Origin of the sequence: Janthinobacterium saanense, from assembly GCF_014200675.1 — a bacterium.
In the GTDB taxonomy this organism is placed as follows: domain Bacteria; phylum Pseudomonadota; class Gammaproteobacteria; order Burkholderiales; family Burkholderiaceae_D; genus Janthinobacterium.
In genome coordinates this window covers 77,382-100,752 of record NZ_JACHCI010000020.1, presented here as the reverse complement: position 1 = coordinate 100,752, position 23,371 = coordinate 77,382, and the positions used below count along the sequence as shown (strand labels likewise).

Genomic DNA, 23,371 nt, shown 5'->3' with positions numbered 1-23,371 from the left:
TGGATTCATTTTAGCTGATCTTGCGCCACCTCATCGCCGGCTGCCGTGCGCCGCTTGCTCCATATGCCGCAGGCGTAAAAAAACCCGCTGCCATGCTCCGGCAGCGGGTTTTTCAGAGAGCTAAAAAGCGCGCTTACGCTTTCAGCGCAGCCAGTTTTTGCCAGGTATCGATCACCGAGTCCGGGTTCAGCGACATCGATTCGATGCCCTGCTCCATCAGCCAGACGGCAAAGTCAGGATGATCGGAAGGACCCTGGCCGCAAATGCCGATGTACTTGCCGCGTGCCAGGCAAGCCTTGATGGCCAGCGACAACAGCGCTTTCACGGCAGGATCGCGCTCGTCGAAATCGGCGGCCAGCAAGGCCATGCCGGAATCGCGGTCCAGGCCCAGGGTCAGCTGGGTCAGGTCGTTGGAACCGATCGAGAAACCATCGAAATGGTCGAGGAACTGGTCGGCCAGGATGGCGTTCGACGGCACTTCGCACATCATGATGACGCGCAAATCGTTTTCACCGCGCTTCAAGCCATTCTTGGCCAGCAGGTCGATGACTTTCTCGGCCTGGCCCAGGGTGCGCACGAATGGCACCATGATTTCCACGTTCGTCAGGCCCATGTCGTTGCGCACGCGTTTCATCGCTTCGCACTCCATGTTGAACGATTCGGCAAAGTCGGCCGACAGGTAGCGCGCCGCGCCACGGAAACCCAGCATCGGATTTTCTTCGTCCGGCTCGTAGCGCGAACCGCCGATCAGTTTTTTGTACTCGTTCGACTTGAAGTCGGACAGGCGCACGATGACTTTTTTCGGCCAGAAGGCGGCAGCGATGGTGGCGATGCCTTCGGCCAGTTTGTCGATGTAGAAAGCCTTCGGCGAAGCGTGGCCGCGGGCCACCGATTCCACCGCTTTTTTCAGGTCGGCGTCGATGTTCGGGTATTCCAGGATCGCTTTCGGATGCACACCAATATTGTTATTGATGATGAATTCCAGGCGCGCCAGGCCCACGCCGGCGTTCGGCACGGACTGGAAGTCGAACGCCAACTGCGGATTGCCCACGTTGAGCATGATCTTGGTATCGAGCTTGGGCAATTCGCCGCGCGACACTTCCGACACTTCCGTTTCCAGCAGACCGTCGTAGATCTTGCCTTCGTCGCCTTCCGAGCACACCACGGTGACAAAGGTGCCGTCTTTCAGCACTTCGGTCGCGTCGCCGCAGCCAACCACGGCTGGCACGCCCAACTCACGCGCGATGATCGCTGCGTGGCAGGTACGCCCGCCACGGTTGGTGACGATGGCCGAAGCGCGCTTCATGACCGGTTCCCAGTTAGGGTCCGTCATGTCGGCCACCAGCACGTCGCCCGGTTGTACACGTTCCATGTCGGCCGGATCGTGGATCACGCGCACGGGACCGGCGCCGATCTTCTGGCCGATGGCGCGGCCCGAAGTGAGCACGGTGCCGGTGCTTTTCAGCTTGAAGCGCTCTTGCACATCGGTGGCTTTTTGCTGCGACTTGACGGTTTCAGGACGCGCTTGCAGGATGTACAGCTTGCCGTCGCGGCCATCTTTGCCCCATTCGATGTCCATCGGACGGCCGTAGTGGTTTTCAATGATGACGGCGTATTTCGCCAGTTCCACCACTTCGGTGTCGTTCAGCGAGTAGCGGTTGCGCATTTCTACCGGCACGTCGACGGTTTTCACGGAACGGCCGGCTTTCGCTTCATTCGTAAATTCCATCTTCAGCAGCTTGGAGCCGATATTGCGGCGGATCACGGGCGACTTGCCCTTTTCCAGCATCGGCTTGTGCACATAGAATTCGTCGGGATTGACGGCGCCCTGCACCACCGTTTCGCCCAGGCCGTAGCTGGAGGTGACGAACACCACATCCTTGAAGCCCGATTCCGTATCGATGGTAAACATCACGCCGGCGGCGCCCAGGTCCGAGCGCACCATGCGCTGCACGCCGGCCGACAGGGCCACTTCAGCGTGGGTAAAACCTTTGTGCACGCGGTAGGAAATGGCGCGGTCGTTGTACAGCGAAGCGAACACTTGTTTCATGGCGTCGAGCACATTGTCGATGCCGACCACGTTCAAAAAGGTTTCTTGCTGACCGGCAAAAGATGCGTCCGGCAAGTCTTCGGCGGTGGCCGAAGAACGCACGGCAAACGACATTTCGGTGTCGGAATCGGCTACCAGCCTGGCGTAGAACTGGTCGATTTCAGCGGCCAGGCGTGGCTGGAATGGGGTTTCCACGATCCACTGGCGAATCTCGGCGCCAGCTTGCGCCAGGGCGCGCACGTCGTCGATATTCAAGCCTTCCAGGCGCTGAGCGATGCGCTCGGCCAGCGGCAAGCCGCCGTTGGCGCTGTACGACAGGAAGTCGCGGAAAGCCTGCGCCGTGGTGGCGAAGCCGCCCGGCACGCGGACGCCCGCTTCAGCCAGCTGGCTGATCATCTCGCCCAGGGAGGCGTTCTTGCCGCCGACGGATTCAACATCCGTCATGCGCAAAGTTTCGAACGAGGCGACGTAGACTGCGTCTGCGTTCCCCTGCTCCTGCTGTTGCAATGCTGCGTTGGTCATAATGACACCCTTACTGATGATAGAAATCTGTAGGCGAGGCGCACCGAACGCTGTTCTTGTTATTCTGGGCGTCGTGCAGCACAATCATACCGTTCCAACCATTTTACCTTGTGCAGCGCAAAATGACGACGCACAATCTTGATCCACAGAAGGAAGACCATGACACAAGAACCACGCCCACAGCTTCCTTCCGCAGCCCGCACCGTTTTCTTCGTTTCCGACGGCACCGGCATTACCGCGGAAACCTTCGGCCATTCAGTACTGACGCAGTTCGAACTGCGCTTTCGCCAGATCCGCCTGCCCTTCATCGACACCATGGACAAGGCGCATGATGCAGCGCGCAAAATCAACGAAGCTTTCGCCGCCGATGGCCAGAAACCCATCATCTTTTCAACACTGGTAAAAAGCGATCTGTCGGCCGTGATCCGCAAGTCCAGCGGCATGCATATGGACTTGATCCAGACTTTTGTGGCACCGCTGGAGCAGGAACTGGGCGTGATGTCGACCCACACCATCGGCCGCTCGCACAATATCGTCGACAGCGAGGAATACAAGAACCGCATCGAGGCGATCAATTATTCGCTGGCGCACGACGATGGCCAGTCGCACAAGAATCTGTCGTCGGCCGACGTGATACTGGTGGGCGTATCGCGCTCGGGCAAGACTCCGACCAGCTTGTACCTGGCCATGCAATACGGTATCAAGGCGGCCAACTACCCATTGATCCCCGATGACTTCGAGCGCGAAAAGCTGCCGACGGCGCTGCACGTCTTCAAGAGCAAGATTTTTGGATTGAGTATCACGCCCGAGCGCCTGTCAGAAATCCGCAACGAGCGCCGCGCCGGCAGCAAATACGCAGCGATTGAAAACTGCCGCTATGAAGTCAACGAAGCAGAAAAAATGATGAAGCGCGAAGGCATACGCTGGCTGTCGTCGACCACCAAGTCGATCGAGGAAATCTCCACGACGATTCTGCAAGAGATCAAGCCGAACCGCCGCGAGTATTAATTGTTACTTGGCTTCGCCGGCCAGAACCGTCAGCGCAGCCACCAGCTGATCGAGGTCGCTGGTAGTCGTTGTCGTGGCCACGGTAGCGCGCAACACGTCGGTATAGCCAATATTGCGGGCGACGGTAAAAATGCCAAAACGCTGCAGCAGCGCCTGTTGCAGCGCTTGCGCAGTCATGCCGTCGATGGCGAACGCCACCAGCGCCGTGCCTTCATCCGCGTCCAAGGGCGACAATAGCTGCAAGCCCGGCAAGTGGGCGACGCGGCTGACCCAGTAGTTGCGCAGCCACGCCAGGCGCGCCGTCTTGGCGGCAGTGCCGCCCACACGATCATGGAAGTCAAATGCAGCCGGCGCCGCCAGGATCGCCCCAACAGCTGGCATGCCCGCATGCAGGCGGCAGCGGATATCGTCTGGCGGATAATCGCGGTCGCCGAAATGCGGCTCGATCTTGTCCAGCTGCGAGGCGCGGATATACACGAAGCCGATACCGGGCGGCGCGCCCAGCCATTTATGCAGGTTGAACCCGGCAAAATCCGCACCCAGCTCTTGCACATCGACCGCCACCTGCCCCAGCGCATGCGCGCTATCGAGCAGCACATCGATGCCGTGCTCGCGTGCCAGGGCCATGATGTCGCGCACGGGCGCCTGCTGGCCGTTGGCCGGATACACCTGCGACAAGAGCAGCAGCTTGGGCCGCACCGCAGCACGCATGGCTAGCCCATAGCGGGCAATCAGCTCATCGCGGCTGATCGGCAAGGTCAAAGGGATTTCTACGGGCACCACGCCGCGCCGCTGCTGCAAGGAATGCATGGCGTAGCGCATGGCGGGATAATCGAGGTTACTCCATAACACGGTATCGCCAGGCTGCAGGCCGTGATACTGGCCGATCAGCACCTGCATCGATTCGGTAGCGCTACGCGTTAATAGTATCTCGTGCGGTTGCGCATGGATCAACTCAGCCAGCTTACAGCGCAACACTTCCACATGCTGGTGCACGAATTCACCGCGCAGAAAAGGACTCAGCTGCTCATTTGCATAGCGTATGCCCTGCTCGTACGCGGCATGCACGGGCGCGGCCATGGCGCCGAAATAACCGTGTTCGAGGTTGATCACGTCCGCTGGCGGGATGGGATACAAGGCCGCGATGTCACGCCACCAGACTTCGTCTTTCAGTTCATATTGAGAAGCAAGTTGCTGCGGCATGGCGGACCTTGTTGTGGAAACAAGGCGATAGTTTAGCACCGTGATTCATTTTGAATAGCCCTGCATATCGTCGGCCGCATCATGGCGGATACCCCACCAGGGCAAATAAGCGTGATTTTCTCCACGCGCGCGGAACCACGGTTTGTCGTGGTCGATGGGGCGCACCTTGGCCGGCGGCGACACCAGCACACCGGTCACGCTGAGGGCGTCGCTGGTGCCGGCCACCAGCACCTGTTTGCCAAGGTGGTTCGCCTGCGCGATGGCCAGCGCCACATTGGTCAAGGCCGTGCCCGCGCCCATTTCGCCCAGCAGCGCCGGCGTATTGAAAGTTTGCGGTATAAAGTCGAATTCCGGCACTTCCAGTGTCAGCGCGTGGGCCAGGTGGGCCAGGCGATCCGACGAGGTAGGCAAGTTCTTGTTGGCGTCGTGGATGACATAGCTGATATCGGTTTCCGTCTTGCCGCCATTACGCGCCGCTTGCGCAAATGCCGCTTGCCATGCCTGCACGGCGCGTGGCGGCTTGCCCTTGGCCAGTGCAAAGTCGCTGATATTTTGGGTAGCCGGATAGCCTATCCACGCCAGCGCCGCCCGCTCGGTCTTGTAGTGCGGTCCGGCCAGCACCAGCAGCACCAGGTTTTCATTGATCTGCATGTCTTTGGGCCGGCTGGGCGCATCCCAGTTCATGACCCACACGGTTTCATTCGGATGCGCTTCCAGGTAGCCGAGCGCCGCCTTTAAAGAAACGAAACCGGCGTTATTGCCACCCATGGTGATGCGCACGTCGGGCGGGGTAGCGCGGGTCCAGAGGGTGGGGAAATGCGTATTGCCGATGTCGAAGGTGCTGATGAGGGTCTGCCGTATAGTTTGCTGCGCTTCTTCGGCATCCAATTTCCCCTCAGGTAGAGCATATTCCACACGTATGCCTGCCAGTTCGCGCCAGTTTTTCTTATCGTCGCGAGGATAGACGTGGTAAAAATACATGGGGCTGGAAAAATAGATGTCGTGAAAATGGGTCATCAATTCTTCCAAATACTTGTAGTGATAACCTTTGAAGGTTTCCCTTCCTTCGTTACCGCCAGCAACGGAAGCCACGGCTTGCAAAGTGGTAAAACTTCTGGGATCCGTGCGCACCATATCGTCATTCTTGTTGGGTTTTGCCAGTCCCAACGTCCATAACAATTGCCATTCGGTCGGATAATCGCGCCGCTGAAGGGGGTTGAGCCATTGCAAGCCGACGACTTGCGCCATGAATGGCGGCTGGGGACTGTTTGCTTGAGGCGCGGTAGCCACGTCATTATGTGTGGCCGTCGTTGTGCATGCCGTCAGGAAGGCAAAGAGGGCCACGCCGGCAAACAAAGGGATAGCAATAAAGCGCTTCATGACTTCTCCATTCGATAAGGTGCTGGAATGCCCGCTTCCTGCTTGCCATGTCAGCCACAATGCGGCGCCGACAAGCAAACTGAAGATCAAACTGAAAAAAAGGTGCTGGCCTGCTTTTTTACTTGCATCACGCATCGTCTGTCCCCAATGCAGAAATACCAGTCGGCGCCGCGCGCACCACAATATTCTGGCGCTCATCCATGATCTTTGCGGGTTTTCTGGCTGGACTGTTTTCAGCGTTTGCCCATTTGAATAAAAATTGCCCCTTGAATTTCCCATTGTTGAAATATTCGAAAAACTCCCTGTGAACGTTAGTCAGTTCCAGGTCTTTTAACAACTGCCAATCCGCAGCTTTTCTCAAAGTATGCAACTCCTCCTGCCTGATCGTGCACACCCCCACCGCCACGTCATACGCCAGCGCCTTTTCCGCATGCATGGCGTTGCTCATGATGGTCGAGTGGTCGGTGGCGTGGGTATCGACATTGGCGGCCAGGTAGTTGTGTATCTCTTTCGTGCGCCAGGCCTTGAATTTGTCTGACGCCGCTTCCGGCTTGTCCACCCCGGTCACAGAGCCGTCTTTTTCAGCCAGTTCGTCACGCCTGGCTTGCATGCGCAGCATGCCATTGAGTTCGTAGCGCAGGGCTGCTTCGTCCTGTGCGCTGCCTTTACCCTGGGCACGGTAAGGCGCATACACATCATCGGCATCAAAAGGGCGCGCGCTGTGCAGGGAATCGGCCGGCGAGGCGCAGCCTTCGTCGAACTGCTCGCTGTGCTTGTCACGACGCTGCGATTGCGGCGGGAATTTCTCGGGCAGTTCGGGCGCCTTCATCGGCAGCTTCCAATCCTTGGGTGGCAGGGCGTTGATGCGCGTGCCTGCAAGTTTGCTGCCGACGATCACGATGGGCGCGAACAGAAAGGTCAGGATCTTGCGGCCGAAACCTTTGCTGGCCCGCAAACCCTTCTTGATGGAATATTCCGCCACCTGTGACAGCGGAAGCCAGAAATCCAGGCTGCCAGGTGTCAAGGGCTGGCCATTGCGCTGCCAGATATCGTAGTCCTCTTCATCCCCTTTCCCCACCAGGTGGTTTTGCGCAAACACGCGCTGGGTAAACACGCCGTCGCCGCCCGTATCAGCAATTTCCTGGGCCGACATGCCACGCCAGCCTATGCCTTGCACGGGCGTGGCGGAAATCACCTGGTCGTGCGGATTGAAATACAGCGTCACCCGCCCATAGCTGGAGCCGTGCAAGCCGTACGCTGCGCGGTCCAGCGCCGCCGTGTAACTGTGCTTGGGGTCAGGTTTTTGATTGGCGGAGAATTCGTCAACAAAGGCGGCGTCCTGCTGCAAGGCTATGCGCGTGCGCAAGATGTCGAAGAAGGCTTTCAGGGTTTGCGTGCGCGCCGCATATTTTTGCCGGCCCGTATTGCCATGTTCATCTTTCAGATTGCCGCTGACCCAGTTCTCCGTGAAATTCCTGTCCAGCAGGCTGTAGGGCGGATTGCACAGCACATAGCTGTCGGCCACGGCGGACGGCCCCAGGGTTTCCCCCAGAAAGGCGGCGGCCATGGAGACCATATTGCCCTGGCTATGGCAAACGATGGTGACGGGCGCGTCCTTCTGGCAAGCGCGTATGGATTGCACCAGCCGCGCCAGGCGCCAGGCGGCGAACACAAAATACGGGCGCGGCGGGCAGGCGTACACTTGCCGGTCGTTGGTCGGGTTCATGTGCTGGATGTGCATCCACAGGAATAGCTCTTCCGACAAGCCATTGCCCCATAAATCGGGCAAGGCGCTGCAGCCATTGGCAAACGGGCCGCCGCCCCAATAGTTTTTTTCGTTCAGGTAGATACCCTCGCCGAATTCCTGCAATTCCTCGCCGTTGGCCTTGTAGCCCCAGCGAAAGCGGATCACGGGTGAATTGGCGTCGTCCGCCAGTAAAAAAGTGGCGGCGTTGCGTTTGGGATTGAGGAAACCGTCATCGGTGAGCTCGCGCTCGTAAGACGCCGCTTTCATCTGTCCGGCGGCCGGCCCGGGGATGGTCAAGTCTTCATCGCGGCGCTTGAGGCGGGTATTGAGCCCGGCGCACAATCCCTGTTCGGCCTGCTCATACCATTCGCCATCGGAGTTCACGCCATGCACGAAGATGATGATGCCGGGACGCGGCAAGCGTTTTACTGCATCGAGCAGGCTGTGGCTGAACAGCGTCGTGCCTTCCGGTTCGGCCAGCAAGATGCAATCGGCCTCAGGTTTGTAGTCTGTCCACATGCAGGCGCTCCATCAGGGGATAGCAGGGAAAAGCTGCGCCAGAGCGAACTCAGGCAATCTGCACTGTATGCGGATTGCCTGGAGTGGGAATTGCGGGGAATCAAGAAGGGAGGTGCGGAAGCAAGGGGGCGCCAGCGCCCCGCCGCCTTACTGCTGGTTCTGGCGTACCTGCTCAAAGAAGCAGACGGCGGCGCAGGCGGCCACGTTCAGCGATTCGATCTGGCCCAGATGGGGAATCACCACCTGGTGGGTGGTCATCGACAGCAAGTCGTCGGCGACGCCCTGCCCTTCATGGCCAAATACCCAGGCCACGGGCTGGCGCAGGTCGACATCATATACGCGCTGGGTGGCGTAGCCACTGGTGGCCAGGGTCGCCACTGTCGAGGCCGATATCAGGGCGGCCAGGTCGACGTTTTCAAAAATATCAAGCACGAAATGGGCGCCCATGGCGGCGCGCAGCACTTTCGGTGACCAGCAAAACGCCGTGCCGGCGCTGCAATACACTTGCGTGATGCCGGCGGCGGCCGCGCTGCGTAGAATCGATCCCACGTTGCCCGGATCTTGCAGATTATCGAGCAGCACGGCCGACACGCTCACCGGCTGCGTGACGGCGTGCTCGGGCGTGTCGATCAAAAACATCACGCCCACGCCATGCTCGACCTGGCTGACGGCCTTATACAACGCGTCGGGCAGACCCAGTACGTGGGCACGCTGTGCTTCGAGCTGGCCGATGATGTCAGCCACTTCCGGGTTTTGCAGCGCGCTTTCGCTGACGATGCATTGCTCCGGCAGGCCCCGCAGCTGCAGATACGACTGGCACAGATGCACGCCGTCGAGCAGGGTGCGGCCGGCCTTGCGGCGCGCCTGCGAACTGCCCGCCAGTTTCAGCAGGTCCTTGTATTGGGCGTTGTCGCGCGAAGTGATGGTCTTCATGCCACCACCTCTTGTCCGCCAAACAGTGCGATCACATTGCGTACCGGTGCGAACGAGCGGCGGTGCACGGGCGAGGCGCCGTGCAGATGCAAACGTTCCAGGTGCAGCTTGGTGCCATAGCCCTTGTGCTGGTCGAAGCAGTATTCAGGGTAAGCCGCGTGCAGATGCACCAGGGCCGCGTCGCGCGCCGTCTTGGCCAAAATAGAAGCAGCGGAGATGGCATCGACCTTGTCATCGCCACCGATAATCGCCAGGCCGCGTATCGGCATCACGGGACAGCGGTTGCCATCGATCAGGGCCAGGGTCGGCACGGTGGCCAAGGCTTCGACGGCGCGGCGCATGGCCAGCATCGACGCCTGCAAGATGTTCAGGCTATCGATTTCTTCTTCTGACGCTTCGGCAATCGCCCACGCCAGGGCCTTGGCCTTGATTTGCGGCGCCAGCAAGTCGCGCTTGGCTTCAGTGAGTTTTTTCGAGTCGCGCAAGCCCTCGATGGGCTGCGCAGGGTCGAGGATCACGGCGGCGGCAAACACGGGGCCGGCCAGCGGGCCGCGCCCTGCTTCGTCGACGCCGCAGATGATTTCATCGAGCGAGAATGGCAAGTCGTCAAACAGGCCCGGATAGAGATTTTTCACGTTGAATCTTTTTACTTAAATGTATCACTACTTGTTGGCGGCGATGACTTGCATCACCGCGTTGGCGCTGTCGTGCGCGCTGTCGCGCAGCAGGCTGTGGTGCATATCCGTGAAACGCTGGACCAGGCGCAGACGGCCAGGCACATCGCTCAATTGCTGCCACATGGCGTCGGCCAGCGCTTGCGGGCTGGCAGCGTCTTGCAGCAGTTCCGGCACCAGGTAATCGCGCGCCAGGATATTCGGCAAACCTATCCACGGCTGATAGCCGAAATGGCGCAGGATTTGCCACTCGGCGGCCATCATTTTGTAGGCGATGACCATCGGCTTTTTGAACAGCGCCACTTCCAGCGACGCCGTGCCCGACGCCACCAGCACCGCATCGGCAGCGCAGATGGCCGTGTGCGAGCCGCCGTCGGTCAGCAAAATCTCGACATCCTGCAGCCCCGCTTGCGCGACCAGCTGCAGGAAATACTGGCGCTGCTTTTCGCCGGCCATGGGCGCCACGAAGCGCAGCGAACGGTCGCGTTCGAGCAGCAATTGACAGGCAGTGACAAAGGCGACGGTATTGTATTTGAGCTCACTCATGCGGCTGCCCGGCATCAGGGTCACCACGTTCGCATCCTCGGGCAAGCCCAAGGCGCGACGCGCTGCCGCTTCGTCAGGCTGCAGGGGAATGATTTCAGCCAGCGGATGGCCCACATACGTGACGGGCACGCCAGCCTTGCGGTAGATTTCTTCCTCGAACGGGAAAATCACCAGCATGTGCGAGACCGCCTTGATGATTTTCTTGATGCGGCCACCGCGCCAGGCCCAGATCTGCGGCCCGATGTAATGCACGGTGGGGATGCCGGCTGCTTTCAGCTGCATTTCCAGGCCCAGGTTAAAGCCTGGATAATCGGCGCCGATGAAGACGGCAGGACGCTCGGCGATCAGCTGGTCGCGCAGCGCGTTCTGGATGCCCTTGATTTCGCGGTAGCGGGGAATGATTTCAAACAGTCCCCGCACCGTCAATTTGTCGAGCGGCCAGTCGGAAATGAAGCCTTGCTGCGCCATATGCTCGCCGCCGATACCGTGGAAGCGCGCGCCGGGCAGCTGCGGCGCCAGGCCAGACAGCAGCCGGCTGGCCAGCAGGTCGCCCGACACCTCGCCGGCGACGATGGCGACCGACAGGTCAGCGGACGATGCCACGCGAGGCCACACCGAGGAATTCGCGCATGGCGCGGATATGCTGCGCCGCTTCCGGCGAGGCCACTTCTTCTTCGAACAGCGCTGCCTTGGCTTCTTCCAGGGTCAGACCTGAACGGTAGATCAGCTTGTAGGCGGTGCGGATGCCGTTGATCTGCTCGCGCGTAAAGCCGCGGCGTTTCAAGCCCTCGATATTGACGCCGTGCGCCTGCGCCGGATTGCCGTTCAAGAGCACGAAGGGCGGCACGTCCTGCGTCAGGCTGGTGCTCATGCCGACGAAGGCATGCGCGCCGATCTTGCAGAACTGATGCACATTCGAAAAACCGCTCATGATGACCCAGTCGCCGATCTCCACGTGGCCCGCCAGTTGCGCGTTGTTCGAGAAAATCGTGTTGCTGCCGACCAGGCAGTCATGCGCCAGATGCACGTAGGCCGAGATCCAGTTGTCATTGCCCAGGCGCGTCACGCCGCCGCCCTGCACCGTGCCGGTGTTAAAGGTGCAGAATTCGCGGATGGTGTTGCGGTCGCCGATTTCCAGGCGTGTGGGCTCACCGGCCCATTTCTTGTCCTGCGGCGCAGCGCCTATCGACGAGAACTGGAACAGCTTATTATCCGTACCAATGGTGGTATGGCCCTCGATCACCACATGCGGGCCGACCTTGGTGCCAGCGCCTATGCGTACATGCGGGCCAATGATGGAATACGGGCCCACTTCGACCGAGCTATCGAGCTCGGCCTTGGGGTCGATGAGCGCCGTGGAGTGGATGGCCGCCATCTTACTGCCCCGCTGGCTGGCTCGCATCGAGCGTACTGCGGATGGTGCACATCAGTTCCGCTTCCAGCGCCACCTTGCCGTCGACCGTGCCGACTGCCTTGTATTTCCAGATGCCACGCGATACGCGCAGGATTTCCACATCCATCTTCAGCTGGTCGCCCGGCTCGACCGGACGCTTGAAGCGCGCATTGTCGATACCGACGAAATACACCACCGAATTTTCATCAGGCTTGACGCCCATGGTCAGGAAGGACAGCAAGGCGGCCGTTTGCGCCAGCGCTTCTATCATCAGCACGCCCGGCATGACCGGTTTGTGCGGGAAGTGGCCCTGGAAGAATTCTTCATTGACCGTCACGTTCTTGATGGCCGTGATGCTCTTGCCCGATTCCCAATCCAGCACGCGGTCAACCAGCAGCAGCGGATAGCGGTGCGGCAGCAGGGATTTGATGGCCAGGATGTCGAGGGTCTTTTTTTCAGTAGTCATTTTTCGTCTTGCTTGGTCAGTGTTTTAATTGTTTTTTCAAGCGCGCGCAGCTTCTCGCGCATGCTTGAGAGGTTGCGCACGATGGCGGCGCTCTTTTCCCAGTCGGCGTTCTTCGCCAGCGGGTAAAAGCCGGTGTACTGGCCCGGTTCCAGGATAGACCGCGACACCATGCTGCCCGAAGAGACATGCACCTTGTCGGCGATCGTCAAATGGCCCAGCACCATGGCCGCACCGCCAAACGTGCAGTACTTGCCGATGATGGCGCTGCCTGCCACGCCGACGCAGCCGGCCATGGCCGTGTGCGCGCCGATATGGCAGTTATGGCCGATCTGGATCTGGTTGTCGAGCTTGACGCCATCCTCGATCACCGTATCGGCCAGGGCGCCACGGTCGATGGTGGTATTGGCGCCGATATCGACATCGTCACCGATCACCACCCTGCCCGTTTGCGGAATCTTGATGTAAACCCCGCCCTCATTGGCGAAACCGAAACCATCGGTGCCGATCACGGCGCCCGAATGGATGATACCGCGCTGGCCGATCACGCAGCGCGCGTGAAACGTCACATTGGCCAGCAACTGCGTAGCGGCGCCGATGACCGCGTCACGGCCTACCACGCAGCCAGGGCCGATCACGCAGCCGGCGCCAATAGTGGCGCCCGCTTCGATCACCGCGTTGGCGCCGATGGACGCACTGGCGTCGACCTGCGCGCCGGCATCGACCACGGCGCTGGCATGGATGCCGGCGGCCGGTTTGATTTCATGCAGGGCGGCGAAAAACTGCGCCGCGCGCGCGAAATACACATAGGGATTCGGTGTGACGATGCGCGCGCCGGCGTATTCATCGCCGATCAGCGCGTTGTCCGCCGGCGTGAGTATCAGCGCCGCGGCGCCGCTGCTGGCCGCCTGCGCGCGGAATTTACTATTGCTGAGAAAGCTGATGTGCGAAGCACCGGCGTCCGTCAGCGGTGCGATGCCTGTCACTTCCAGGTTGGGCTCGCCCGCCAATTGTCCGCCGAAGCGTTCGACCAATGCTCCTAGTCGAGTGCCCATCTGATTACCTTTACTTTATTGCTATTGTTACTATTGTTTATCCAGCGCCTTCAAGACCTTGTCGGTAATGTCGATGCGCGGGCTTGCCCACAGGGCTTCCTGCAGGACGACGTCATAGCCTTCGACATGCGCCATCTGCTGGATGATGGTGTTGGCCTTTTCCGCGATGGCGCTGCGCTCTTCGCTGGTGCGCTGGCTCAGGTCTTCGCGGAATTCACGCTGGCGGCGCTGCAATTCCTTGTCCAGCTCGAAAAATTCGCGCTGACGCTTGGCGCGGTCCGCCTCGCTCAGGGTCGGCATGTCTTTTTCCAGCGCCTCGTTGGCCGTCTTGAAGCGGGCTGCCAGTTCCTGCACGGCTTTTTCGCGCGAGCGGAACTCTTCCGCCAGCTTGGCGCTGGCCAGCTTGGCCATCTTCGATTCGTTATAAATACGTTCGCTGCTGATCCAGGCGATCTTCGACTCTTGAGCCTGCGCCTGCACCGGCAACAGCGCACTCCAGCACAATGCGATCACGGCAAGGGACTTGGGCAGGGTAGCGGATGCGGTATTCATGATACTCCATGGTCAAAAAGTAAATGCTGGCGCCCCTGTTCGAGATGGCCGGTCAGAAACCGGTACCCATCTGGAACTGGAAACGCTCCAGGCGGTCTGTCGGCTTGGCGTTCAGCGGTTTGGCGTAGCTCAGCTTGAGCGGGCCCACCGGCGAAATCCAGCTAATCCCCAGACCAGTAGAATAACGCAATTGCGAGACACGCATTTTTTCGCCTTCCTGGTAGACCTGGCCGCTATCGACAAAACCGAACCAGCGCAAGCTGCGGTCATTGCCCGAACCGGGGAATGGCAGTTGCAGCTCGGCGCTACCGATCATGCGCGACGCGCCGCCGAGTGCATCGCCGGTGGTCGGATCGACCGCGCCCAGCGAGGAGCTCAGGTAGCCGCGTACCGAACCGATACCACCACCGTAGAAGTTCTTGAAGACAGGATACACATGGTCGCCAATACCGTGGCCGTAATCGAATTCACCCTTCAGCGCCAGGGTCATCTTGCTGGTCAGCGGACGGAAATACTGGTGCTCATAGACCGCGCGGAAGTATTTCTGGTTACCGATCACGTCGAATTCCAGGTTGACGCGCTGGTAGCGGCCTACCGACGGCGTCAAGGCGCTGTCACGGCTGTCGCGCTGCCATGCCGCCGTCAGCGGAATCGAGTTGGTGGTAGCGGCGCCGATACCATCGGACGGGCCGCCATTGTCGATCACATACTGGCGGAAGCGCGACGGACTGGTCTGGTCGGTTTCGACGCGGGTACGCTCGGCACCGATACCGAAGAAAATGGTATCAGATTCCGAGAATGGCACGCCGTAACTGACGCGGCCACCGGTTTGCTTGATCTTGTAGCTACCGATGTTCAGCGCCGGCGGTTCGGTCGTACGCAGATACAGTTCGAAGCTGCGCGAGATGCCGTCATCGGTGTAATACGGATTGGTTTGCGACACGGCGATGGTGCGGCTGTAATGGCTGGTATTGACTTCCAGGCCCAGGGTATTGCCGCTACCAGCGAAGTTGGCCTGCGAAATCGACGCCGACAGGGTGAATTTTTCCGATTGCGAGAACGCGCCGCCGATCAGGAAGTTACCGGTTGGTTTTTCCACCACCGTCATGTTGACGTCAACCTGGTCGGTCGTGCCCTGCGCTTCCGGCGTATCGACGGTCACGTCCTTGAAGTAGCCAAGGCGGTCGACACGGTCGCGCGACAGCTTGATCTTGTTGCTGTCATACCAGGACGATTCGAACTGGCGGAATTCGCGGCGGATGACTTCATCACGCGTGGTGGTATTGCCGGCGATATTCATGTGGCGCACGTAGACGCGCTTGCCCGGATCGACGACAAAAGTAAACGCCACTTCGTGCTTTTCACGGTTGATATCCGGATTCGCATTGACGTTGGCGAAGGCATAGCCAAACGTGGCCAGGCGGTCCTGGATGCGCTTGTTGGTGGCCGTCAGGCGCGCGCCCGAATAGATCTCACCGTCATGCATCAGGTTCAGCGCTTTCAGTTCTTCCTCGCGGCCGAACATTTCGCCTTCGAACTTGGTGCCCGATACCTTGTACTTCTCGCCTTCGGTGATATTGATCGTCAGGTAGATGTCTTTTTTATCGGGCGTGATCGATACCTGGGTCGAGTCAACCTGCATTTCGATATAGCCGCGGTCCAGATAGAAGGACTTGAGCGATTCGATGTCGCCCGTCAGCTTGGTCTTCGAATACTGGTCGGCCTTGGTGTACCAGCTGAACCAGCCGCCCGTGTTCAGGGCCAGCTGTTCGCGCAATTCCTTGTCCGAGAATGCCTTGTTGCCGACGATATTGATCTGCTTGATGCGCGCTACTTCGCCCTCGTCCACCGCAAACACCACGTTGACGCGGTTGCGCTCGATCGGCGTGACGGTGGTGGTAATTTTGACGCCATACAGGCCGTGCGACAGGTATTGACGCTTGAGCTCTTGCTCGGCGCGGTCCACCGACGCCTTGTCGAAGATTTTCGCTTCGCCGACGCCGATTTCCTTCAAAGCCTTGACCAGCACGTCTTTTTCAAATTCCTTGGTGCCCGTGAATTCCACGGCAGCGATGGCCGGACGTTCTTCGACCAGCACCACCAGCACGTCGCCATCGACTTCCAGGCGCACATCCTTGAAAAAGCCCGTCGCATACAGCGCCTTGATGGCCGCGACGCTCTTCTCATCGGAGAAGGTTTCTCCCACACGCACCGGCAGGTAGCTGAAGACGGTGCCCGCTTCGGTACGCTGGATCCCTTCGACCCGGATGTCCTTGACAGTGAACGGCTGAATGGCCAGCGCGTGGCCGGCACAGAGGGCCAAGACGGCGCCGCCTATCAGGCTGCGGCGAAAGGAAGGCAAGGCAAAACGAGCAGAATGTAATTTCATTGGGGTTATTCAATGGTAAATCAATGGACAAACATACACAAAGATTACTTGTGCAACTTACACGATAGCCTCAGCTACTGCATTAATTGAGCAATCGCAACACGTCATTAAAGACGGCAAGCACCATCAAGGTCAGCAGCAGACCTATCCCCAAGCGCTGTGCAATGTCAGCTACGCGCTCCGGCAAGGGGCGTCCGGTCAAAACTTCCAGCGAATAATACAGCAAATGCCCGCCATCCAGAACAGGAATGGGTAGCAAATTCATCACTCCCAAGCTGATACTGATGAAGGCGATGAAGCTGAGGTAGCTCATCAGGCCAATCCGCGCCGTCTGCCCTGCATAATCGGCGATGGTAATCGGCCCCGTCACATTCTTCAGAGAAACCTGCCCGGTAATCATTTTACCCAGCATTTTCACGCTCATGGCACTGGTGTCCCAGACTTTTCGACTGGCCTTGGCCACGGCGGCGAACGGTCCGGATGCCATAACGATCATATCCGGCGCCAGCGCGACCTCGGCCTTGATCTTACCAACTGTTACAGCTGCCTCGGTTCCCGTGCCTTTTTCGCTGTCCGGCGTCACCGCCAGGGTCAGCTCCTGCCCGTGGCGGCGCAATAATACCTCCAGGGTCTTGCCAGGCGACGCACGCAGGGTTTCGATCACGGCAATCCCGTCGGCCATGGGCTGGCCATCGATTGCCAGAACCAGATCGCCTGGCAGCAAACCGGCACGCGCAGCGGCGCCGCCAGGCATAATCTTACCGAGCACGGGCGCCGGGCGGGCCAGCACCAGACCCAGCTTGCCCATCGCATCGCCTTCCAGGTCCGACTCCGTCAGGCTGCCAGCCGGCAAGGTCGCTTCCTGCAGACCCCGCTCAGGGCGCTGCACCTCGATCTGCGCAACGCGCTTGTCGAGGGTCGCTTGTATCAATTCCCAGCGCAGCTCGGACCAGCTGGCCACAGCTTTGCCATTGACGGACGTGACGGTATCGCCGCCGCGCAAACCGGCCGCGTAGGCGGCGCTTGGCGCGGCTACCGGGCCCAGCTTGCTCGACGGCTCTTCGATGCCATGCATGAACAAGCCTGCGTACAGCACGATGGCGACCAGGAAATTGGCCAGCGGGCCGGCCGCCACGATGGCAATGCGGCGCCACACGCTCTGGCGCGTGAATTCGCGGCGCAATTCTGCCTCTGGCAAGCCGCTCAGGTCTTGCTCGCGGCTGTCGAGCATTTTGACGTAGCCGCCCAGCGGCAGCGCCGAAATCGCCCACTCCGTCTGGTCCTTGCCAAAACGGCGCGAATACACGACCTTGCCCATGCCGATGGAAAAACGCAGCACTTTTACGCCACACCAGCGCGCCACCAGATAGTGCCCCAGTTCGTGCAGGGTAATCAAGGACCCCAGCGCGACGATAAAGGCCAGCAAGGTGGTAATGAGCGTCATGCAGCCAGCCTGTCGCCGATATACGCCTGCGCTGCGGCGCGGGCCACTCTATCCTGTTCGATCACGGCGTCGATGCTGGAAGCGGCGCCGTGCGGTATGGCTTCGATCACATGGGCAATCACGCGGTCGATCTGGCGGAAACCGATCTGCAAGTCGAGGAAGGCTTGCACCGCCACTTCATTGGCGGCGTTCAGCAAGGCCGGCGCCGTGCCGCCCGCGCGCAAGGCGTCATACGCCAGCGCCAGACAAGGGAAACGGTGGAAATCAGGACGCTCGAATTGCAAGGTGGCGATCTGCGCCAGGTCCAGCTGCGGCACGCCGGAAGCGATGCGCTGCGGGTAAGCCAGTGCATGGGCAATCGGCGTGCGCATGTCGGGATTACCCAATTGCGCCAGCACCGAACCATCCACGTACGAGACCATGGAATGGATCACGCTTTGCGGGTGGATCAGCACGTCGATCTGGTCGGCCGAGGCGCCGAACAGCCAGTGCGCCTCGATCACTTCCAGGCCCTTGTTCATCATGGTGGCCGAATCGATGGAAATCTTGCGTCCCATGCTCCAGGTCGGATGCTTGCAGGCCTGCTCGGGCGTGACCGCGTCCAGCGACTCGACGGCGCGCGTGCGGAACGGGCCGCCCGATGCCGTCAGCAGTATTTTCGCCACGCCAGAGGCGGCCGGCGAGCGGCCATAGGCCTGCGGCAGGCACTGGAAGATGGCATTGTGTTCGCTGTCAATTGGCAGCAGTACGGCGCCGTTGTCGTGCACGGCATCCATGAACAGCTGGCCGGACATGACCAGCGCTTCCTTATTGGCCAGCAAGACTTTCTTGCCAGCACGGGCTGCCGCCAAGGTGGGCGCCAGACCGGCGGCGCCGACGATGGCCGCCATCACGGCGTCGACCTGGGGTGCGCTGGCAATCGCGCACAGCGCGTCCACGCCATACTCGACTTCGGTGGCAAGGCCCTGCCCGCGCAGCAAGCGCGTCAATTCAAGCGCGGCCTCGGCGCTGCCGACGACGGCGCGCTGCGGGCGAAACTGCTGGCACTGGGCGGCCAGCTCGGCCACTTTGCTGTGCGCACTCAGGGCATACACGCTGTATTGCTCAGGGTGACGCGCCAGCACGTCCAGGGTAGAAACGCCGACCGAGCCGGTGGCGCCAAGAATGGTAACGTATTGCATTGTATTTCCTTAAACCCAGGCGCCGACCAGCGCCGCAAATGGCAGGACCGGGATCAGGGCATCGATACGGTCGAGTACCCCGCCGTGGCCAGGCAGCAGATTGCTGCTGTCCTTGATACCGGCGCGGCGTTTCAATTGGGATTCGAACAGGTCGCCGACGATGCTGGCGGCAACCACTACCAGCAAGACCAGCAAGGCCGTCAGCCAACCGTGGCGCAGTTGCAGCTGGACCGCGAAAGTATCTTGCAGCACTGGCCAGGACGGCGCGGCCAGGATGGTGGCCGAAGCGATCAGCAGCACGGCGATGCCGCCGCCGATCGCGCCTTCCCAGGATTTACCCGGAGAAATAGATGGCGCCAGCTTGCGCTTGCCGAAAGCTTTGCCAGAGAAATAAGCACCAATATCGGCGATCCAGACCAGCGCCATCACCGACAGCAAATACAGCGGGCTGTGCAGGAACAGGGCCACGATGGCCACGAAGCAACCGACGATGGTGACGGCGTAGACCAGGCTGAGCAAGGTATTGCCCAAACCTTCCAAAGGTGGCAAGCCCGTTGCCAGCGACGGCACGAAGCGGATCAGCCAGATCGCTACGGACAGGCCGAACCAGAATTTGACCTGGCCCATACCGCCGCTGCCAAAGAAGGCATAGGCAAAGGCCGCCGTCCAGACGGCCGCAATCAGCAGTGCCTGGCGATTTTTAAAGATGCGGAAGCTTTCCCAGACGGCGGCGCCAAAGAACGCCGTGGCGATCACGGCGAAGGCGGGGAAATTATTGAGATACAGAACCGGCAGCAAGACCGCCAACAAGACCAGGGCGGTGATTATCCGTGTTTTCAGCATCAGTTTTTCTTTTCTGTGAGTTGCGCGCTGGTGCGGCCAAAGCGCCGTTCGCGCTGCTGGTAAGACGCGATTGCCGCGTCGAGGCTATCGACATCAAAGTCGGGCCAGAAAGTTTCAGTGAAACATAGCTCAGTGTACGCCAGTTGCCATAGCAGGAAATTGGAAATGCGCTGTTCACCGCCCGTGCGGATGAACAAATCAGGCTCGGGCGCATAGGCCATGGCCAGGTGAGGCGCCAGTTCCTCTTCCGTATACGCATGATCGGCAGGCTGGCCCTTGGCCGCAGCTGCCGCTATCATTTTGTTTGTGGCTTGCATGATGTCCCAACGGCCGCCATAGTTGGCGCAGATGGTGACGGTCAGGCGTGTATTGTGCGCGGTCTTGCGCTCGGCATTGGCGATCAGGGTTTGCAATTGCTCATTGAAACGCGATAAATCCCCGACTACCTTCAGGCGAATATCGTTGGCGTGCATGCGTACCACTTCGCGTTCCAGCATGGTGACGAACAAGCGCATCAACATCGATACTTCTTCTTCCGGACGGCGCCAGTTTTCCGAACTGAAGGCAAACAGGGTCAGGTATTCGACACCACGGTCGATGCAGGTTTCCACCACGCCGCGCACGGCATCGGCGCCTTTGACGTGACCCGCGAAGCGGGGCAGGAAGCGTTTGGTTGCCCAACGGCCGTTGCCATCCATGATGATTGCCACATGGCGCGGCACTCGGCCCACCTCTGGTACCGCCGTTGTCGAACTCGAATAGATCATGAAAACACTAAGACCAAATGAAAAGATAGCTATTATGAGCCAAATAGCACTGCCCGGGAAAGCAAAGCCGTCCCGGGCAGTGTATTTAATTCGCCAAGGCCTAGACCGTCAGCACTTCTTTTTCTTTATCAACCACCATCTTGTCGATGTCGGCGATGAATTTGTCGGTCAGTTTCTGCACTTCTTCCGACGAACGGCGCTCGTCGTCTTCCGAGCAGGCTTTTTCCTTGACCAGCTTTTTCAGCGATTCATTGGCGTCGCGACGAATATTACGCACGGCAATTTTCGCGTCTTCCGCTTCGCTCTTGACCAGTTTGACCATTTCCTTGCGGCGCTCTTCCGTCAATGGCGGGGTCGGTACGCGGATCATGTCGCCCTGCGCCGATGGATTCAGGCCCAGGTCAGCGTCACGGATGGCTTTTTCGATGGTGCTGGCCATCTTCTTTTCATATGGCTGCACGCCAATGGTGCGCGCGTCAACCAGGGTCACGTTGGCAACCTGGGTCAGCGCCGTCGGCGAACCGTAGTAATCGACCATGACATGGTCCAGGATACCCGTATGGGCACGGCCGGTACGCACTTTGGCCAGGTCGGCTTTCAGTGTTTCCAGCGACTTGATCATGCGTTCCTGGGTATTCTTTTTAACGTCAGCTAAGGACATGCTGCTCTCCTGTGGTGACGCCTGTCAAAACCTGCTGCGCGTCGGCATAGGCGGCCTGCGATGCTCACCGTACCTTGGTACGGTTGCGCTTCTCAGCCACCTCTCCCTTCCGCTCGCGACGGTTTTGTCAGGCGTTGTTGATGATAATGAATCTTAAAAATTGCATCTAATATAACGGCGAACAACTTCCGCTCGCCACTTAAAACTTAAACGTGAACCAGGGTGCCTTCGTCTTCGCCCATGATGACGCGCTTCAGGGCGCCGGGCTTGGTGATCGAAAACACCTTGATCGGCAGCTTCTGGTCGCGGCACAGGGCGAATGCGGTGGCGTCCATCACTTGCAGGTGCTTGGCGATCGCTTCGTCGAAGGTAATCGTGTGGAACAGGGTGGCGTTCGGGTCTTTCTTCGGATCGGCCGTGTAAACGCCATCGACCTTGGTGGCCTTCAGGACGATTTCAGCGCTGATCTCGGAACCGCGCAGGGCTGCTGCCGTGTCGGTGGTAAAGAAAGGATTACCGGTACCGGCCGCGAAGACGACGACTTTGCCTTCTTCCAGGTATTGCAGGGCTTTGGGACGTACATACGGCTCGACCACTTGTTCGATGCCGATGGCCGACATGACGCGCGCGGTAATGCCTACATGGCGCATGGCGTCAGCCAGGGCCAGTGCATTCATTACCGTGGCCAGCATACCCATGTAGTCGGCAGTGGCACGGTCCATGCCTTGCGCACCAGGCGCGACGCCGCGGAAGATATTGCCGCCACCAATCACGATTGCCAGTTCCACACCCAACTTTGCCACCTCGGCCACATCGGCCACCATGCGCTCGATCGTGGCGCGATTGATGCCGTAGGGATCATCGCCCATCAGGGCTTCGCCGGACAACTTGAGGAGGACGCGCTTGTAGGCTGGTTTTGACATGAGCTGGGGCTCCATAAATGAGGTTATTCGAGTATGACATGGCGCAGTACCGTGCGGCGCCGGTCAGGCGCGCGGGACTGCCCATGCCACCGCCCGGCATGCCTTGATGCGGGCGGGCCAAAAAAACGGGCCTCTCGGCCCGCTTTACTTACGCTCCCTGGGAGGCAGCGATTTGTGCTGCGACTTCTGCTGCGAAGTCGTCTTGCTTCTTCTCAATGCCCTCGCCTACCACGTACATGGCAAAGCTCTTGACGCTGGTGTTAGCGGCTTTCAGCATTTGCTCAACCGACAACTTGTCGTTTTTCACGAAAGCTTGGTTCAGCAGGGAAACTTCTTTCAGGTATTTCTGTACCGAACCTTCCAGACGCTTGGCCAGGATTTCTGGCGATTGCGCTGGTTTGCCTTCGGCGGCGGCTTTGACTGCATCTTCTTCAGCTTTCAGTTTTGCAACCGAACGCTCTTTTTCGATCAGTTCCGCTGGCACTTCGTCGGACGACAGCGACACTGGCTTCATTGCAGCGATGTGCATGGCCACGTCTTTACCAACTTGTTCATCAGCACCGTCGAATTCGACGACCACGCCAATGCGCGCACCGTGCAGGTACGATGCCAGCTTGGCGCTGGTTTCGAAACGCTGGAAGCGGCGGATGGTCATGTTTTCGCCGATTTTGCCGATCAGAGCCGAACGCACTTCGTCCAGGGTCTTGCCATCGAGTGGCAGAGCCAGCAGGGCAGCGACGTCAGCTGGGTTGTGTTCTGCTACCAGGCGGGCTGCGCTGTTTGCCAGTGCCAGGAAGTCATCGTTTTTAGCAACGAAGTCGGTTTCCGAGTTCACTTCAACCAGGGCGCCTACGCCGTTGGCGATATAAGTTGCTACCACGCCTTCAGCGGTGATGCGTGCCGATGCTTTCGATGCCTTGCCGCCCAGTTTGACGCGCAGGATCTCTTCAGCACGTGCCATGTCGCCATCGGCTTCGGTCAGTGCTTTTTTGCATTCCATCATTGGTGCGTCGGTCTTGCCGCGCAATTCGCCTACCATCGCTGCTGTAATCGCTGCCATGTGTTTCTCCATTCGGTGAGTCGACAGTCGCGGCCCGGGCTTGCACCCCGCCAGCGTG

The 23,371-nt window shown here is 59.6% G+C and carries 20 protein-coding genes; 1 reads left to right on the top strand and 19 read right to left on the bottom strand.

Translation table 11 applies throughout. The features are described from left to right. Positions 1-133: 133 nt before the first annotated feature. On the bottom strand, positions 134-2,572 hold the full coding sequence (gene ppsA, locus HDE72_RS22465) for a phosphoenolpyruvate synthase (RefSeq protein ID WP_183746015.1): 2,439 nt from the start codon (positions 2,570-2,572) through the stop codon (positions 134-136). Positions 2,573-2,731: 159 nt separating this feature from the next. On the opposite strand from ppsA, the gene ppsR reads away from it, so the two are divergent. Next, the gene (gene ppsR, locus HDE72_RS22460; protein ID WP_183746012.1) at positions 2,732-3,580 is read left to right on the top strand and encodes a posphoenolpyruvate synthetase regulatory kinase/phosphorylase PpsR; all 849 of its coding nucleotides are present in this window, start codon (positions 2,732-2,734) and stop codon (positions 3,578-3,580) included. A gap of 3 nt (positions 3,581-3,583) precedes the next feature. Here the strand turns inward: ppsR and HDE72_RS22455 are convergent, their stop codons facing one another. The 18 genes from HDE72_RS22455 to tsf all read right to left on the bottom strand — a co-directional run bounded on the left by HDE72_RS22455 (position 3,584) and on the right by tsf (position 23,313). Beyond that, positions 3,584-4,783, bottom strand: coding sequence for an aminotransferase class V-fold PLP-dependent enzyme (locus tag HDE72_RS22455; protein ID WP_183746009.1), 1,200 nt, complete (start codon positions 4,781-4,783; stop codon positions 3,584-3,586). Between the two features lie 45 nt (positions 4,784-4,828). Then, positions 4,829-6,163, bottom strand: a complete 1,335-nt coding sequence (locus tag HDE72_RS22450) for a virulence factor (RefSeq protein WP_183746006.1) — start codon at positions 6,161-6,163, stop codon at positions 4,829-4,831. A gap of 127 nt (positions 6,164-6,290) precedes the next feature. Continuing rightward, entirely contained in the window at positions 6,291-8,429 is a 2,139-nt protein-coding gene (locus tag HDE72_RS22445) for a T6SS effector phospholipase Tle3 domain-containing protein (protein ID WP_183746003.1), read from the bottom strand. 147 nt (positions 8,430-8,576) lie between these two features. Beyond that, a complete protein-coding gene (locus HDE72_RS22440) occupies positions 8,577-9,362 on the bottom strand; it encodes a TrmH family RNA methyltransferase (RefSeq protein ID WP_183746001.1) in 786 nt (261 codons plus the stop codon). Further along, complete coding sequence (rnhB, locus tag HDE72_RS22435) at positions 9,359-9,997, bottom strand: ribonuclease HII (protein WP_183745998.1); 639 nt, start codon at positions 9,995-9,997, stop codon at positions 9,359-9,361. The genes HDE72_RS22440 and rnhB overlap by 4 nt, the downstream gene beginning before the upstream one ends. 27 nt (positions 9,998-10,024) lie before the next feature. Then, on the bottom strand, positions 10,025-11,185 hold the full coding sequence (gene lpxB, locus HDE72_RS22430; protein ID WP_183745996.1) for a lipid-A-disaccharide synthase: 1,161 nt from the start codon (positions 11,183-11,185) through the stop codon (positions 10,025-10,027). After that, the gene (lpxA, locus tag HDE72_RS22425; RefSeq protein WP_183745993.1) at positions 11,169-11,957 is read right to left on the bottom strand and encodes an acyl-ACP--UDP-N-acetylglucosamine O-acyltransferase; all 789 of its coding nucleotides are present in this window, start codon (positions 11,955-11,957) and stop codon (positions 11,169-11,171) included. Before lpxA ends, lpxB begins: the two co-directional genes overlap by 17 nt. Before the next feature lies 1 nt (position 11,958). Further along, a complete protein-coding gene (gene fabZ / locus HDE72_RS22420) occupies positions 11,959-12,441 on the bottom strand; it encodes a 3-hydroxyacyl-ACP dehydratase FabZ (protein ID WP_183745990.1) in 483 nt (160 codons plus the stop codon). Continuing rightward, positions 12,438-13,493, bottom strand: a complete 1,056-nt coding sequence (gene lpxD / locus HDE72_RS22415; protein WP_183745987.1) for a UDP-3-O-(3-hydroxymyristoyl)glucosamine N-acyltransferase — start codon at positions 13,491-13,493, stop codon at positions 12,438-12,440. The genes fabZ and lpxD overlap by 4 nt, the downstream gene beginning before the upstream one ends. A 30-nt stretch (positions 13,494-13,523) precedes the next feature. Beyond that, on the bottom strand, positions 13,524-14,045 hold the full coding sequence (locus HDE72_RS22410) for an OmpH/Skp family outer membrane protein (RefSeq protein ID WP_183745984.1): 522 nt from the start codon (positions 14,043-14,045) through the stop codon (positions 13,524-13,526). Positions 14,046-14,097: 52 nt separating this feature from the next. Continuing rightward, positions 14,098-16,434 carry an outer membrane protein assembly factor BamA gene (gene bamA, locus HDE72_RS22405; protein ID WP_183745981.1) on the bottom strand — a complete coding sequence of 779 codons (2,337 nt, stop codon included), beginning with the start codon at positions 16,432-16,434 and terminating at the stop codon, positions 14,098-14,100. A gap of 82 nt (positions 16,435-16,516) precedes the next feature. Beyond that, positions 16,517-17,878: an RIP metalloprotease RseP gene (gene rseP, locus HDE72_RS22400; RefSeq protein WP_183745977.1), complete on the bottom strand. Its 1,362-nt coding sequence runs from the start codon at positions 17,876-17,878 to the stop codon at positions 16,517-16,519. Then, positions 17,875-19,059, bottom strand: a complete 1,185-nt coding sequence (gene ispC, locus HDE72_RS22395; RefSeq protein WP_183745974.1) for a 1-deoxy-D-xylulose-5-phosphate reductoisomerase — start codon at positions 19,057-19,059, stop codon at positions 17,875-17,877. The genes rseP and ispC overlap by 4 nt, the downstream gene beginning before the upstream one ends. Positions 19,060-19,068: 9 nt before the next feature. Further along, positions 19,069-19,902, bottom strand: a complete 834-nt coding sequence (locus HDE72_RS22390) for a phosphatidate cytidylyltransferase (protein ID WP_183745971.1) — start codon at positions 19,900-19,902, stop codon at positions 19,069-19,071. Beyond that, complete coding sequence (uppS, locus tag HDE72_RS22385; RefSeq protein ID WP_183745968.1) at positions 19,902-20,669, bottom strand: polyprenyl diphosphate synthase; 768 nt, start codon at positions 20,667-20,669, stop codon at positions 19,902-19,904. The genes HDE72_RS22390 and uppS overlap by 1 nt, the downstream gene beginning before the upstream one ends. A 100-nt stretch (positions 20,670-20,769) precedes the next feature. Further along, the gene (gene frr / locus HDE72_RS22380) at positions 20,770-21,330 is read right to left on the bottom strand and encodes a ribosome recycling factor (RefSeq protein WP_183745965.1); all 561 of its coding nucleotides are present in this window, start codon (positions 21,328-21,330) and stop codon (positions 20,770-20,772) included. Between the two features lie 206 nt (positions 21,331-21,536). Next, a complete protein-coding gene (gene pyrH / locus HDE72_RS22375) occupies positions 21,537-22,253 on the bottom strand; it encodes a UMP kinase (protein ID WP_183676517.1) in 717 nt (238 codons plus the stop codon). Between the two features lie 148 nt (positions 22,254-22,401). Next, positions 22,402-23,313 carry a translation elongation factor Ts gene (gene tsf / locus HDE72_RS22370; RefSeq protein WP_183745962.1) on the bottom strand — a complete coding sequence of 304 codons (912 nt, stop codon included), beginning with the start codon at positions 23,311-23,313 and terminating at the stop codon, positions 22,402-22,404. Between the last annotated feature and the right edge of the window lie 58 nt (positions 23,314-23,371).

What these genes read in the sequence shown, in the direction of transcription:
- HDE72_RS22410 (WP_183745984.1), bottom strand. Translation starts at nt 14,045, where the DNA reads ATGAATACCGCATCCGCTACCCTGCCCAAGTCCCTTGCCGTGATCGCA.
- ppsR (WP_183746012.1), top strand. Translation starts at nt 2,732, where the DNA reads ATGACACAAGAACCACGCCCACAGCTTCCTTCCGCAGCCCGCACCGTT.
- HDE72_RS22450 (WP_183746006.1), bottom strand. Translation starts at nt 6,163, where the DNA reads ATGAAGCGCTTTATTGCTATCCCTTTGTTTGCCGGCGTGGCCCTCTTT.
- rseP (WP_183745977.1), bottom strand. Translation starts at nt 17,878, where the DNA reads ATGACGCTCATTACCACCTTGCTGGCCTTTATCGTCGCGCTGGGGTCC.
- lpxA (WP_183745993.1), bottom strand. Translation starts at nt 11,957, where the DNA reads ATGGCGGCCATCCACTCCACGGCGCTCATCGACCCCAAGGCCGAGCTC.
- pyrH (WP_183676517.1), bottom strand. Translation starts at nt 22,253, where the DNA reads ATGTCAAAACCAGCCTACAAGCGCGTCCTCCTCAAGTTGTCCGGCGAA.
- lpxD (WP_183745987.1), bottom strand. Translation starts at nt 13,493, where the DNA reads ATGGGCACTCGACTAGGAGCATTGGTCGAACGCTTCGGCGGACAATTG.
- HDE72_RS22440 (WP_183746001.1), bottom strand. Translation starts at nt 9,362, where the DNA reads ATGAAGACCATCACTTCGCGCGACAACGCCCAATACAAGGACCTGCTG.
- tsf (WP_183745962.1), bottom strand. Translation starts at nt 23,313, where the DNA reads ATGGCAGCGATTACAGCAGCGATGGTAGGCGAATTGCGCGGCAAGACC.
- ppsA (WP_183746015.1), bottom strand. Translation starts at nt 2,572, where the DNA reads ATGACCAACGCAGCATTGCAACAGCAGGAGCAGGGGAACGCAGACGCA.
- HDE72_RS22445 (WP_183746003.1), bottom strand. Translation starts at nt 8,429, where the DNA reads ATGTGGACAGACTACAAACCTGAGGCCGATTGCATCTTGCTGGCCGAA.
- fabZ (WP_183745990.1), bottom strand. Translation starts at nt 12,441, where the DNA reads ATGACTACTGAAAAAAAGACCCTCGACATCCTGGCCATCAAATCCCTG.
- bamA (WP_183745981.1), bottom strand. Translation starts at nt 16,434, where the DNA reads ATGAAATTACATTCTGCTCGTTTTGCCTTGCCTTCCTTTCGCCGCAGC.
- HDE72_RS22455 (WP_183746009.1), bottom strand. Translation starts at nt 4,783, where the DNA reads ATGCCGCAGCAACTTGCTTCTCAATATGAACTGAAAGACGAAGTCTGG.
- HDE72_RS22390 (WP_183745971.1), bottom strand. Translation starts at nt 19,902, where the DNA reads ATGCTGAAAACACGGATAATCACCGCCCTGGTCTTGTTGGCGGTCTTG.
- ispC (WP_183745974.1), bottom strand. Translation starts at nt 19,059, where the DNA reads ATGCAATACGTTACCATTCTTGGCGCCACCGGCTCGGTCGGCGTTTCT.
- uppS (WP_183745968.1), bottom strand. Translation starts at nt 20,669, where the DNA reads ATGATCTATTCGAGTTCGACAACGGCGGTACCAGAGGTGGGCCGAGTG.
- frr (WP_183745965.1), bottom strand. Translation starts at nt 21,330, where the DNA reads ATGTCCTTAGCTGACGTTAAAAAGAATACCCAGGAACGCATGATCAAG.